This window comes from Streptomyces marokkonensis, from assembly GCF_008312835.1.
Classification (GTDB): Bacteria; Actinomycetota; Actinomycetes; order Streptomycetales; family Streptomycetaceae; genus Streptomyces; species Streptomyces marokkonensis_A.
The window spans coordinates 170945-184576 of the sequence record NZ_VSKS01000009.1; the positions used below are offsets into that span (position 1 = coordinate 170945).

Genomic DNA, 13632 nt, shown 5'->3' on the forward strand with positions numbered 1-13632 from the left:
GCTCTGAGACACCGCGGCACGACGAAGGTGCCGACCGCCGAGAGGTTGTTGGTCGAGTGAGGCGAAGCAAGAACAGTCCCGAGCCGTCGGCCCGGGGCAACTTCACGCCGCCGCCGCGCACAGCGGCGCCCGCCCCTGTGCCCGGCCCCCAGTCCACGGCCGCGCCCGCCCCGAGCGGAAGTCGCATGTCCCCGCGCAACTGGCGGGTGGCGACCAGGCTGAACGCGATCCTGCTCATACCCGTGCTGGTCGGCCTCGTCATGGGCGGCTTCCAGGTGAAGAGCTCGATCGACACCTGGAACGAGGCCGAGGACGCGGAGAACACCGCGCGTCTGGTGCGTGCCTCCCTCACCTACGCCAACGCCCTCTACAACGAACGCGACGTCACCGCGGTCCCGCTGCTGCAGGGCAAGGGCCAGTCCGACCCGGACGTCACCAAGGCGCGTGCCGCGACGGACAAAGCGGCCGACGCCTTCGACGAGGCCACGCAGAGCATGCCGGCCAAGCCCGGCCTGGAGCGCCGGCTGAAGCTGTTCCGCGAGGCCGAGCCCCAGCTGACCACGCTGCGCGCCGCCGCGTACACCTCCAAGCTCAAGGGCGTGCAGACGGAGGAGGGCTACGTCGCCGTCGCCCACCCCCTGATGGAGTTCGCCAACGAACTCGGTCTCGGCACCGGCAACATCACCAGCTACGGACGTACGGTCTACGCGATCTCCCTGACCAAGGCGGCGCTGTCCCTCGAGCGTTCCATCGGCATGCACCTGCTGGTGAAGCCGGGCCCGACCGACAGCCAGCTCGCCAGCCAGCGGGTGGCCCTGTCCTCGTACGCCTACCTCGAGGGCATCGCCATCGAGGAGTACAAGGGCGGTGGCACCGAGGCCGACGCGGCCAAGCTGGAGCAGACCGCGCAGGAGATCCAGGCCGAGGGCGCGGCCATGGCCAAGGCGGCCAAGGAGCAGGACCCGGACTACGTCCCGCCGCCCGCCAAGCCGGAGACGATGATCTCCGAACTCGGCCGCCTCCCCTCCACGGACGCCTCCGCGCGTGCCGAACTCGCCTCGAAGGGCATCACCCCCGCCAACTGGTGGGCCGTGAACACCCTCAAGTTCGACGGCTACCGCGAGATCGAGTCGGATCTGGCCGACTCCGCGGTGGACGAGGCCTCCCAGATCGCCGACGACGCCCAGCGCGACGCCTTCATCACCGGTGCCGCCGTGGTGGTCGCCCTGCTCGCCGCGTTCATCCTGGCCGGCATGGTGGCCCGCCAGATGAGCCGCTCCATGCGCCAGCTGCGCAACGCCGCCTTCGGCATCGCCGAACAGCGCCTGCCGATGCTGGTCGACCAGCTCTCCCGTACCGACCCCGGCCGGGTCGACACCAAGGTCGCGCCGATCCCGATCTCCTCCACGGACGAGATCGGCGAGGTCGCCCGCGCCTTCGACCAGGTCCACCGCGAGGCCGTCCGGCTCGCCGCCGAGCAGGCCCTGCTGCGGGGCAACATCAACGCGATCTTCACCAACCTCTCGCGCCGCAACCAGTCGCTGATCGAGGGCCAGCTGACCCTGATCACCGACCTGGAGAACAACGAGGCCGACCCGGACCAGCTCGAGAACCTCTTCCGCCTGGACCACCTGGCCACCCGTATGCGCCGCAACGGCGAGAACCTCCTGGTCCTCGCGGGCGAGGAGCCCGGCCGCCGCTGGGACCAGCCGGTGCCGCTGGTCGACGTGCTGCGCGCCGCTTCCTCCGAGGTGGAGCAGTACGAGCGCATCGAGCTGTCCGGCGTCCCCGAGGCCGAGATCCACGGCCGCGCGGTGACCGACCTCGTGCACCTGCTCGCCGAGCTGCTGGAGAACGCCACGACGTTCTCCTCCCCGCAGACCAAGGTCCGCGTCACCGCGACCCGTCTCCCCGACGGCCGCGTGATGATCGAGATCCACGACAAGGGCATCGGCCTCACCGCCGAGGACTTCGCGGACATCAACCACAAGCTGGCCAACCCGCCGACCGTGGACGCCGCGATCTCGCAGCGCATGGGTCTGTTCGTGGTCGGCCGGCTGTCCGACCGGCACGGCATCCGGGTCCAGCTGCGCCCCTCGGGCGAGCAGGCCGGCACCACCTCGCTGGTCATGCTGCCGGACGCGATCACCCACGGCGGTGGCGGCGAGCAGCCGGCGGAGCGCGACGAGTTCACGGTCTCGCAGATCATCCCGGAGCAGCACCTCCAGGGTGAGAACTTCAACCACCAGCCGCTGCGCACCGCCGCGGAGCTGGGCTTCGACGACAGCCGTTACTCGGAGGTCCCGGACGACATCCGGGACCTGGACCCCGTCGGCCGTTCCCTGATGCGCGAGGAGCGCCGGGCGGCCCTGGAGTCGCAGCCCGAGCAGCCCGAGCCGACCGCGGACGCCCGGGAGACTCCCGGGGCGTCCGGCTACCAGGACGAGTTCGCCGCCCCGCAGGGCTACGACAACGGCCAGGGTTACGACGGCAACGGCCAGGGCGGCTACGCCGAGGGCCAGGGCTTCGACGGCGGCTACCAGGAGCAGCAGCAGAGCGCCGGGTACGACCAGCAGGCGTACGACAACGGGCAGCAGACGGCCTACGACGATCAGCAGCAGCCGGCGTACGGCGAGGGCTACTACGCGCAGAACGGACACCTGCCGCAGAACGACTCCTTCTCGTCCAACGGCGCCTACCAGGACACCTCCTACGCGGAGCCGGCCCAGGGCGGCCACGCGGCGGCGGGTGCCTCCGACGCCTTCCCGGACTTCTCCGAGCGGCGCCGGGAGGACGACTGGCCGCAGCAGGACGCCTACCGGAACGGCTACCCGGCCCAGTACCCTGCTCAGGCCCCGGAGCCGGAATCCACGCAGGCCGCTGACGTACGTGAGCAGGACAGCGTAGGCTTCGACCGTCCGGGGGCGGGTGCCTCCGAGGGCCACGGCCTGACCGACGCCGGGCTTCCCCGTCGCGGATCCACCGCGAGCGGTGCGAACGGGACGGGCGGCGCACGGCGCGTGGACCAGGAGCAGCCGGCCTCCACCCCGCAGAGCAACGGCGACGGCGACTGGCGCTCGGCCAACGACGAGCGCTGGCAGCAGGCCTCGGCGCTGCGGAAGCCCAAGGCGGGCGGAGTGACCCCCTCCGGTCTGCCGCGACGGGTCCCCAAGGCCAATCTGGTCCAGGGAGCCGCCGAAACCACCCCCCAGGGAGGCCCCCAGGTCTCCCGCGCCCCGGAGGACGTCCGGGGCAGGCTGAGCAACCTGCGTCGCGGTGTCCAGCGTGGCCGCAGCGCGGGCAGTGAAACGAACGGCCAGGGCTTCGGTCCTGACAGCACCTACAACCAGGAGCGTTAGTGTGAGCCCGATGAGCCAGGCGGCACAGAACCTGAACTGGTTGATCACCAACTTCGTGGACAACACCCCGGGGGTGTCCCACACGGTGGTGGTCTCCGCCGACGGACTCCTTCTGGCGATGTCCGAAGGCTTTCCCCGTGACCGCGCCGACCAGCTCGCGGCCGTCGCCTCCGGTCTGACGTCTCTGACGGCAGGCGCCTCCCGGATCTTCGAGGGCGGCAGCGTGAACCAGACGGTTGTGGAGATGGAGCGGGGATTCCTGTTCATCATGTCCATTTCCGACGGTTCGTCGCTTGCCGTACTCGCACATCCGGAGGCGGACATCGGCCTCATTGGGTACGAGATGGCCCTTCTGGTCGACCGGGCCGGTACGGTCCTGACGCCGGACCTTCGCGCGGAGCTCCAAGGGAGCCTTCTCAACTGAAGGACGGACGGTGCGGTTTGGCGCCCCGGGGCCGTAAGGTTTCGGGACGCGGCTCCACAGAGATGGGTGCCAGGCACAGTCGGAGGAGGAGAAAGTGGCAACACCCCCAGGCGGTTCGTCGTCGGGCAATTGGTCGTACGGTCCCGCACAGGGCCAGAACGACGGTGCCCAGAGCGGGTACGGCTACCCCTCCGCCCCCAACCACCGGCAGCCGTACGCGCCGCAGGGCCCCGGCCCCTCGCCGTACGACCAGCCGCACGCCCCGCGTATCCAGCCGGTGCAGCCGCAGCGCCGAACACCCGAGCCGTCGCCCGCGGGGGCGGCGAACAATCCCCTGGTGCGCCCGTACGCGATGACGGGCGGCCGCACCAGGCCGCGCTACCAGCTCGCCATCGAGGCGCTGGTGCACACCACCGCGCAGCCGCACCAGATGCAGGGCCAGCTGCCCGAGCATCAGCGGATCTGCAATCTGTGCCGGGAAATCAAGTCGGTGGCCGAGATCTCGGCCCTGCTGACCATCCCTCTCGGCGTGGCCAGGATCCTCGTCGCCGACTTGGCGGAGGCGGGACTGGTCGCCATCCATCAGCCCGGCGGCGACGAGAGCGCCGGCGGCCAGCCAGACGTGACACTGCTCGAAAGGGTGCTCAGTGGACTTCGCAAGCTCTAGCGGCGGTCCTTCCCGCTCCACCACCTCGGCGAAGATCGTGGTGGCGGGTGGCTTCGGCGTGGGCAAGACCACGTTCGTCGGGGCCGTTTCGGAGATCAACCCGCTGCGCACGGAGGCCGTCATGACGTCTGCTTCGGCAGGCATCGACGACCTCACCCACACCGGGGACAAGACCACCACCACGGTGGCCATGGACTTCGGCCGTATCACCCTGGACCAGGACCTGATCCTGTACCTGTTCGGTACGCCCGGTCAGGACCGCTTCTGGTTCATGTGGGACGACCTGGTGCGCGGCGCCATCGGCGCGATCGTTCTCGTGGACACGCGCCGGCTGGCGGACTGCTTCCCCGCGGTGGACTACTTCGAGAACAGCGGGCTGCCGTTCGTGATCGCGCTGAACGGCTTCGACGGCCAGCAGCCGTACAACCCGGACGAGGTCCGGGAGGCGCTGCAGATCGGCCCCGACACCCCGATCATCACGACGGACGCGCGGCACCGTGCCGACGCGAAGTCGGCGCTGATCACGCTCGTGGAGCACGCCCTGATGGCTCGTCTCCGCTGACGGCACCCTGTCGCACCGCGGCATGCAAGCCCCCTGCGGCCACTGGGCTGCCGGGGGCTGTCGCATGCCGTGTGCGGGCAGGTCCTTGGCCGGTCGCGCGGTTCCCCGCGCCCCTGGGTGAGGCCCCACCGGGGTATGAGGAAGGGCCCCTCCTTGTGTTTGTGGAGGGGCCCTTCCTCGTTTCAGCTCAGCGCCAGCTGTGGGGGGCCCGGAAGCCGTTCTCGCGCTCCAGGCGGCGCCAGCCGGCCCGTCCGCGGCCCCGGTGGGCCGGAGCCGTGGCGGCGGGCGGGGTGGCCGCGCGGGCCAGCAGGATCGCCGTGATCGCGGCGACCTCCTCCGGCCCGGCGTGGCCCTTCTCGACACGGATGTCAGGTGTGCTCATGGCTCTCAGTCTCCCTGGGGAAGATGTCCGCCGGGTTACTGCGGCGGGTTGCCGTGCTTGCGCGACGGCAGATCGGCGTGCTTGGTCTGCAGCATCGCCAGCGAACGGATCAGCACTTCGCGGGTCTCGGCCGGGTCGATGACGTCGTCGACCAGACCGCGCTCGGCGGCGTAGTAGGGGTGCATCAGCTCGGACTTGTACTCCTTGACCATGCGGGCGCGCATGGCCTCGGGGTCCTCGGCCTCGGCGATCTGCCGGCGGAAGATGACGTTGGCCGCACCCTCGGCGCCCATCACGGCGATCTCGTTCGTCGGCCAGGCGTAGGTGAGGTCGGCGCCGATGGACTGGGAGTCCATGACGATGTAGGCGCCGCCGTAGGCCTTGCGCAGGATCAGCGAGATCCGCGGCACGGTGGCGTTGCAGTACGCGTACAGCAGCTTCGCGCCGTGGCGGATGATGCCGCCGTGCTCCTGGTCGACGCCCGGGAGGAAGCCGGGGACGTCCAGGAAGGTGAGGATCGGGATGTTGAAGGCGTCGCACATCTGCACGAAGCGGGCGGCCTTCTCGGACGCCTCGATGTCCAGCACGCCCGCCAGCGACTGGGGCTGGTTGGCGACGATGCCGACGACCTGACCGTCCATCCGGGCCAGCGCGCAGATGATGTTCCGCGCCCAGCGCTCGTGGACCTCCAGGTACTCACCGTCGTCGACGATCTCCTCGATCACCTTCGCCATGTCGTACGGCCGGTTGCCGTCGGCCGGCACCAGGTCGAGCAGGACGTCGCCACGGCGGTCCGCGGCGTCGGAGCACTCCACGCGGGGCGGGTTCTCACGGTTGTTCTGCGGGAGGAGGGAGAGGAGGTAGCGCACCTCGTGGATGCAGGTCTCCTCGTCGTCGTAGGCGAAGTGGCACACGCCGGAGGTCTCGGCGTGCACGTCCGCGCCGCCGAGCCCGTTCTGGGTGATCTCCTCGCCCGTGACGGCCTTGACGACGTCGGGGCCGGTGATGAACATCTGCGAGGTGTCACGGACCATGAACACGAAGTCGGTGAGGGCGGGGCTGTAGGCCGCGCCGCCGGCGCACGGGCCGAGCATCACGCTGATCTGCGGGATGACGCCGGAGGCCTTGGTGTTGCGCTGGAAGATGCCGCCGTAACCGGCGAGGGCGGAGACACCCTCCTGGATGCGGGCGCCGGCGCCGTCGTTCAGCGACACCAGGGGCGCCCCGGCCGCGATGGCCATGTCCATGATCTTGTGGATCTTCGTGGCGTGGGCCTCGCCCAGCGCGCCGCCGAAGATCCGGAAGTCATGGGCGTAGACGAAGACCGTGCGGCCCTCGACCGTGCCCCAGCCGGTGATCACACCGTCGGTGTGGGGCTTCTTCTCCTCCAGACCGAAGCCGGTGGCCCGGTGCCGGCGCAGCTGCTCGACCTCACGGAAGGAGCCGGGGTCCAGCAGGAGTTCGATGCGCTCCCGCGCGGTCAGCTTGCCCTTGGCGTGCTGCGCCGCCGTCGCCTTCTCACTCGGGCCGGCCAGTGCCCGGGCACGGATCTCGTGCAGTTCGGCCACGCGTCCGCGCGCGTCGGTCGGCTCACCCGGCGCCTCATCCAAAACGGTCATGTAGTGACCTTACGAAGCGCACCGGGGATTGCGAGCCGTCGACTCCTCACAGTCTCCGGGGCGTTTTCCTGGTACCACTGAACAGAACCATGGGGGCAGGGGGACGTTCTGACTGCTCAGAGGGCTTCCGCCTTGTAGGGGTCACACAAAGACGTCATCTGAGAGCCACCTCACATTCATGCGTGGCGCATGCCTCCCCCGGGGTGACGCGGAGCCGCAACCGGGGGCCGGTGGCCAGGATTTCCACGGAGTCCGGGGCCTTCGGCACCGCCCGCACCGGATGGTCCCAGACGATCTCCACCGGTTGACCCGTTCGGGTCGGCTCGCTCACGCAGAGGGTAGCGGTACGGCCGTGGCGGCGGAGCAGCACACCGGCCGGGGAGGCGGCGGTGAGCGGTCCGGCGGTGCCCGGCTGCCAGAAGTTGGCGGCGGTGAGGCCGAGGGAGGGGACGGTGACGGCCTGGCAGGTTCCGTCGTTGGCGAGGATCCTCAGCCAGTACGGATCGGCGGCGCGGCGGGTGACCTCGTGACGGGAGGCGCCGGGCAGCAGGACGTAGGCGTAGGCGGCGTCGGTGGGGTCCGTGCCGTGGTCCAGCCAGAGGGTCTGCCAGCGGCGGGTGCGGCGTTCCGTGGTGCTGGTGGTGTTGATGTCGGACCAGGCACCGGTGCGGTCCTCGCGCAGCGTCCGCAGGTCGCCGTCGAGGACGAGCCAGCCGCCGTGGCCCTCCAGGTGGGCCCAGCGGGGGCCGCGGGTCAGGGCCGGGGCGCCGGACTCCCCCAGGTTGCGGTTGTCGACGACCGTCTCGACCGGGACGCCGTCGGCGCAGGTGATGCCGGCGCCGAGGCAGATCACCGCGTCCGCGACGCAGAACCAGGACGTGCGGGCGTCGAGGGTCGAGCCGAGGCCCTTGAGGTGCTGGCCGATCGCCGCGTACTCGCCGTCGGTGGTGCCGCCGACCCAGCGCACGTCCGGCTTCGGCTCGCCCCACTCGCCGCCGGCCCGGTCGGGAAGGCGGCGGGTGGAGACGGTGGTGCCGGGCAGGCGGTACCAGTCGACGGTGGGCCAGAACCAGTCCGTGTACTGGTCGCCGTGGCCGGGCGTCCACCAGGAGACCATTCCGGAGCCCGTGTGCCAGCCGCGCGGGTTCTCGCCGTTGCCGCACTCGTAGTGGGCGATGCGGTCGCTGGCCATGGCGATGTTCACGGTGAAGCCGGGCCGGCGGTGCACGGCGCGGTCCATGGCGGGGAAGAGGCGGTGGCCGACGGGTTCGGGCGCGGCGGGGAGCGGTGCGGCGGCGATGGCGTGCAGCCGGGCCAGGTCGGCCACGTCGTACTGGCGGGCGGTCAGGATCGGGGAGACGGTGTCGCGTTCGATCCAGCCCTTGACGCGCGCGTGCCAGCGCTCGCGCTCCGCGCGGCTCGCGCCTTCGGCGAGGAGGGCGATGGCCGCGATGAGCTGTCCGCCGTGGAAGTGGTCGGAGCGCATGATGTGCCGGTCGTCGGACGTGAGGAAACCGCGGCTGATGGCGCGGCCGTTGACGCTGTCCATGACGAGGCCGTCGTGGAGGAACGGGGCGTAGGCGTGCTCGACGCCGTCGAGGACGTTCTGGCGCAGGGGGTCGGTGATCTCCCAGGCGGAGCCGGCGAGCAGGGCGAGGAGCCGGCCGAGCCCGTCGAGGAGGACCTGTCCGTACGTCCCCGAGTAGGCGACCCAGGTGTGCTGCACGAACGAGCCGTCGGCGTAGAGGCCGTCGCCCTCGGTGACATGGGGGAAGACCGGGGAGAGCGCGTCCCGCGCGAGGGCGATCCTCTCGGGGGCGCGGCCGAGGATGCCGCGCAGGGCGACGCCGCGGCACAGGTCGACGCGGTTGGCGCCGGTGGAGGTGCCGGAGTAGTCGGCGAGCAGGGAGTCGGGGACGAAGTGGTCGACGGCCGCGCAGGCCGCGCCGATCCGGCCGGGACCCGCCTGGTCGTACAGGGCGGCGACGATGTCGGTCAGGAGGTGGGGACTGCCGATCTGCCACTCCCACCAGTTGCCGTACGGCGTGACGGAGGGGTGGTAGGCGGTGGCGGAGAGGTGGTCGAGGCCGCGCAGGATGTCGGCGAGCAGTCCGGGGTCGCCGGTGAGGCCGGTGCCCCGCTGGACGTACGCCCGGGTCATGGTCCACAGCCGGCTGTGGCTGAGGGTGATGCCGGTGGGCGGGTCGAAGGGGTGGCCGGGCCAGAGGGCGTCGGGCGCGGGCCGCATGGCGTCCCGGAAGGCCCGGGCCCGCTCCCCGGTCTCGGCCAGCCGGGAGGCGTACGGCTCGGCGGCGGGGTCGTAGCCCGTGCCGAGGCCGAGGTCCAGCCAGCGTCGGCGGAGCGTGTCGTAGGGGTCCGGCGCGGGGCCCGGACGGCTGCCGGCGGGCGCCGGGGGTGCCGCGCCACCGCCCGCCGCGAGCACGGTCCCGGCCATGAGGAGCGCACGCCGGGTCGGACCCGGCACCGGCCGGCGCCCACGTGTCACGTCCATGCCCTCCACGGTGCGAACGGGGGGACTCTACCCGCGCGGACAGCCGGGACGCGCGTCCAACGGGCCCGCCCGCGCCCCGGCAGCCCGCTCCGGGAACGTCCGGTCACTCCCCCACGGGCCCCGCACCGCCGACGGACCGGCGGCCAAGCTCCTCGACCGGGACGAGCCGGCCGGATCCCGCTGGCACCGGCCCGCCCGGGCGGCGCGGAGCCCCGCGGCAGGCGGTACGGGCGCAGGCGGCCGGGGATTCGGCGCCGGTGCCCTTCCCAGACGGCTGCGTCGGCCGCCCGCCGGGACCGCGCCGGCGCGGTGCTCCGGGGGCCGGTGGGCAGGTCACCGCCCCTGACCGGCCGGGCGCACGCTGCCGCCGGTGCGCGGCGACCGGGCACGCGGCGCGGACGGTTGGCGCTCGGCGTGGCTCCCGAGGCGGGGCCGTGGGGTCAGCCGAAGCGGTTGAGGAGGGTGCGGTAGAGATTCGGGGCGAGGGCGCGTACCCGGGCGGGGAGGGTCAGCCAGCCGGGGACGTAGGTGTCGTCGCGGGCCTGGGAGACGGCGTCCCAGACGGCGGCCGCGACCCGGCCGGGCGAGGTGGGGCGGGGGTGGGCGCGGTGGTACGGCCTGCCGCGGCGGGTGAAGAAGCCCGTCTCGACGGGGCCGGGCACGACGAGGGTCACCCCCACCCCCGTACCGCGCAGTTCCTGACGGAGCGCCTCGGCGAACGCGGCGAGTCCCGCCTTGGCGGCGGAGTACACCGCTTCCTCCCGCACGCCCACACAGCCGGCCACCGAGCCGACGAGCACCACCCGGCCCCGGCCGGCCGCCACCATGGCGGGGAGCACCTCGCGCACGAGGTGCAGCGTGGCGTTGAGGTCCAGGAACAGCACCCGGTCGATGTCGGTGTGCGGCATGCTCAGGAACGGCCCCGCCCAGCCGATGCCGGCCCCGGCGACCAGGACGTCGATCCGGCTGCTCTCCCGCAGCGCGGCCTGCGCCAGCAGCCGCGCCCCGTCCGGGGCGGCGAGGTCGGCGGGCAGGAGGACCGCCGGGGTACCGGCCGCCGTCTCCTCGAGCCGGCGCCGGTCCCGCCCGCTGAGCAGCAGTTGCCAGCCCCCCGCGGCGAAGCGCCGCGCGGTGGCCGCGCCGATGCCGGAGGACGCGCCGGTGACGAGGGCGACGCGGCGGTCCGTGCGCGGCGGCCCGTGTCCGCGCGCCGACGCCGGCGCCGAGGCGGAGGCGGCGGCACCGCGCGCGGGGTCCGCCGGAGGGTCGTAGGTGGAGCCGGAGCCGGTGGTGGTCACGAGACGGTCTCCCATGCGCTGTCGCTGCGGGTCCTCGTCATCCAGGACACCCCCGGTCCGCCGGACCCCGCCAGTGCTGGAGCCCGCTCGACCGGGCGGGCCCGCCCGGTCCGGCGCCCGCCGCTTCCCCGGTCAGCGGGCGGCACCCGGGCTCCGCGCGGGGCCGGTGCGCCGCGCCGCAGGACCACTCCTGCGTGCCAGGGATGCGCCCAGCCGGGCCAATGGGACGTACGCGGCCGGCTCGGCCGGGTTACGAAGGGGACACCCTTCCGTACCCGGTCCGTCCGGCCCCTCGCGACGAGGTCACCCATGCGTCTGCTGCTCGTCCATCCCAGCGCCCTGATGTACTCCGAGATCTTCCTCCGGCTCGAACCCCTGGGCCTGGAGCGGGTGGCGGGCGCCGCCCGTGCGGCCGGGCACGAGGTCCGGGTCGTCGACCTCCAGGTGACGGGCGTGAGACGGCTGCGCGACGAGGTGCGGTCCTTCCGTCCGCAGGCCCTCGGCATCTCCCTGAACTACCTGGCGAACATCCCCGAGGCGATCGCGCTGGCCGCGCGGGTGAAGCAGGAGGTGCCGGGCTGCTTCGTGTTCCTCGGCGGGCACAGCGTCTCCTTCGTCGCGGAGGAGGTCGTCGCACAGGCGCGGGGCGCGGTCGACGCCGTGGTCCGCGGGGAGGGGGAGACGGCCGTCGGACCGCTGCTGGAGGCGGTGCGCGACGGCGGCGCGGACGGCGTACCGGGCGTCGTCACGGCCTCCGGACGCGGCCCCGCGCCGCTGATGCTGCACAGCATCGACGCCCCGCTCCCGGCCCGTGACCTGATGCGCAACCGGCGCCGCTACTTCATCGGCGAACTCGACCCGTGCGCCTCGATCGAGTTCACCCGCGGCTGCCCCTGGGACTGCTCGTTCTGCTCGGCGTGGACGTTCTACGGCCGCAGCTACCGCAAGGCCACACCCGAGGGGGCGGCGGAGGACCTGGCGAGGATCCGTGAGCCGAACGTGTTCATCGTGGACGACGTGGCCTTCATCCGGCCCGAGCACGGCAACGCCATCGCCGCCGAGGTGGAGCGGCGCGGCATCCGCAAGCAGTACTACCTGGAGACCCGCTCCGACGTCCTGCTGCGCCATCCCGAGGTGTTCGAGCGGTGGGCACGGCTGGGGCTGCGCTACATGTTCCTCGGGATGGAGGCGATCGACGCCGAGGGGCTCGACCTGTACCGCAAGCGGGTCAGTCCCGACGAGAACCTGAAGGCCCTGGAGACGGCCCGCCGGCTCGGCATCAAGGTCGCCATCAACCTGATCGTGGACCCGGCCTGGGACGAGGAACGCTTCCGCGTGGTGCGGGAGTTCGCCCTGGCCGTGCCGGAGATCGTGCACTTCACCGTGATGACGCCGTACCCGGGTACGGAGATCTGGCACACCGAGTCGCGCCGGCTCACCACCCGCGACTACCGCCTCTTCGACATCCAGCACGCGGTGGTGCCCACGACGCTGCCGCTGGAACGCTTCTACGAGGAGCTGGTGCGCACCCAGGCGGTCATCAACCGCAAGCATCTGGGCGTGCGCACGGCGTTCGGCGCGGCGCGCGTGCTCGCCCGCAACCTCGCGCACGGGCAGACGAACTTCGCCCGCATGCTGTGGAAGTTCAACCAGGTGTACAACCCGCGCCGGCAGCTCGCCGACCACGCGCGTCCGGTCCGCTACGAGCTGCCGCTCCCGCAGCGCCTCGACGTCGGCGACCGGCAGAAGCTCTACGTGCACACGCGGGGCGGGACCCAGGGCGCGCCGGCCCGCCGGGCACCGGACTAGCCCGCGGCCGGGGGCTGTTGCCGCCATGGGCATCGCCGTCCTCTCCTCGCTCGCCGCCGGGATGTGCTTCGCCGTCGCGGGGGTGATGCAGCAGTGGGTGGCGTCGGCACGGCCGGACACGGAGGCGCTCACGGCGCGGCTGCTGCGGCGTCTGGCGCGGGATCCGCTGTGGCTGTGCGGGATCGGGCTCGCCGTGGTGGCGTACGGATTCCAGTCGCTGGCACTGGCGTTCGGGCCGCTGAGCCTGGTGCAGCCGCTGATCGTCGCCGAGCTGGTCTTCGCGGTCCCGCTGTCGGCACGGGTGCACCGGCTGCGGCTGGGCCGGCGGGAGTGGTCCGGCACGCTGGCGGTGGCGGCGGGTCTGGCGCTTGCGCTGGTCTCCGCCCGCCCGCACGGCGGCGACCCGCGGGCGGCCGGTCCGCTGTCCTGGCTGCTGGCCGTCGGTGCGACCGCGGCCGTGGTCTGCGGTGCCCTCGCGGCGGCCCGCGTGGTGACGGGTCCCTGGCAGGCCTCGGCGACGGCGCTCGCCGCCGGGGCGGTCATGGGCACCCAGTCCGTGCTGCTGGCCGCGACGGTGGACCGGCTCCGGCACGGGCCGCTCACGGCCCTGGCCGCCTGGCAGACCTACGCGCTCGTCGCGGCCAGCGCGGGCGGTCTGCTGCTCATCCAGAGCGCGTTCCAGCGGGGCCCGCTGGCCGCGAGCCTGACCGTCCTCGACGCGACGGAACCGGTGGTCGCGGTGACCATGGGCATGGTCCTCTTCGACGAGACGATCCGCACGGGTCTGCCGGTCTCGGCGGTCACGGTCGCGGGGCTGGCGCTGGTGGCGGCGGGGATCGCGGCCCTGGACACGTCACCGGTCATCGCGGCGGCACACGGGCGGCGCCGGGCCGGCGGCGGGTGACGGGACCCGGCCGCGGGGCGTGGGTGGCGGGCCGGCACGGACCCACGGGTGCGCCGACGGAGACACGGGCCCCGTGCTCGGGGCGCGGGCCCCGGG

10 protein-coding genes are annotated in these 13632 nt (G+C 72.7%); 6 read left to right on the forward strand and 4 right to left on the reverse strand.

All coding sequences use genetic code 11. The annotated features are described in order from the left end of the window. Positions 1-56: 56 nt before the first annotated feature. The 4 genes from F1615_RS17825 to F1615_RS17840 all read left to right on the forward strand — a co-directional run bounded on the left by F1615_RS17825 (position 57) and on the right by F1615_RS17840 (position 5012). Positions 57-3359 carry a sensor histidine kinase gene (locus tag F1615_RS17825; protein WP_167533786.1) on the forward strand — a complete coding sequence of 1101 codons (3303 nt, stop codon included), beginning with the start codon at positions 57-59 and terminating at the stop codon, positions 3357-3359. A gap of 10 nt (positions 3360-3369) precedes the next feature. Next, positions 3370-3783: a roadblock/LC7 domain-containing protein gene (locus tag F1615_RS17830; RefSeq protein ID WP_004983065.1), complete on the forward strand. Its 414-nt coding sequence runs from the start codon at positions 3370-3372 to the stop codon at positions 3781-3783. A gap of 94 nt (positions 3784-3877) precedes the next feature. Further along, the gene (locus F1615_RS17835) at positions 3878-4450 is read left to right on the forward strand and encodes a DUF742 domain-containing protein (protein ID WP_149549972.1); all 573 of its coding nucleotides are present in this window, start codon (positions 3878-3880) and stop codon (positions 4448-4450) included. Then, positions 4431-5012, forward strand: coding sequence for a GTP-binding protein (locus F1615_RS17840; RefSeq protein ID WP_009314218.1), 582 nt, complete (start codon positions 4431-4433; stop codon positions 5010-5012). The genes F1615_RS17835 and F1615_RS17840 overlap by 20 nt, the downstream gene beginning before the upstream one ends. Before the next feature lie 187 nt (positions 5013-5199). Here F1615_RS17840 and F1615_RS17845 read toward each other — a convergent pair whose 3' ends face one another. From F1615_RS17845 to F1615_RS17860, 4 genes are all read right to left on the reverse strand, one after another. Further along, a complete protein-coding gene (locus F1615_RS17845) occupies positions 5200-5394 on the reverse strand; it encodes an acyl-CoA carboxylase subunit epsilon (protein ID WP_149549973.1) in 195 nt (64 codons plus the stop codon). Between the two features lie 35 nt (positions 5395-5429). Then, entirely contained in the window at positions 5430-7013 is a 1584-nt protein-coding gene (locus F1615_RS17850; protein ID WP_149549974.1) for an acyl-CoA carboxylase subunit beta, read from the reverse strand. A 154-nt stretch (positions 7014-7167) separates the two neighbouring features. Continuing rightward, positions 7168-9525, reverse strand: coding sequence for a polysaccharide lyase 8 family protein (locus F1615_RS17855; protein ID WP_149549975.1), 2358 nt, complete (start codon positions 9523-9525; stop codon positions 7168-7170). Between the two features lie 440 nt (positions 9526-9965). Continuing rightward, positions 9966-10823: an SDR family NAD(P)-dependent oxidoreductase gene (locus F1615_RS17860; protein WP_149550058.1), complete on the reverse strand. Its 858-nt coding sequence runs from the start codon at positions 10821-10823 to the stop codon at positions 9966-9968. Positions 10824-11132: 309 nt separating this feature from the next. Between F1615_RS17860 and hpnR the strand changes: the two genes are divergently transcribed. Both hpnR and F1615_RS17870 read left to right on the forward strand, forming a co-directional pair. Beyond that, complete coding sequence (gene hpnR / locus F1615_RS17865; RefSeq protein ID WP_149549976.1) at positions 11133-12632, forward strand: hopanoid C-3 methylase HpnR; 1500 nt, start codon at positions 11133-11135, stop codon at positions 12630-12632. 25 nt (positions 12633-12657) lie between these two features. Next, entirely contained in the window at positions 12658-13536 is an 879-nt protein-coding gene (locus tag F1615_RS17870; protein ID WP_149549977.1) for a DMT family transporter, read from the forward strand. Positions 13537-13632 lie beyond the last annotated feature (96 nt).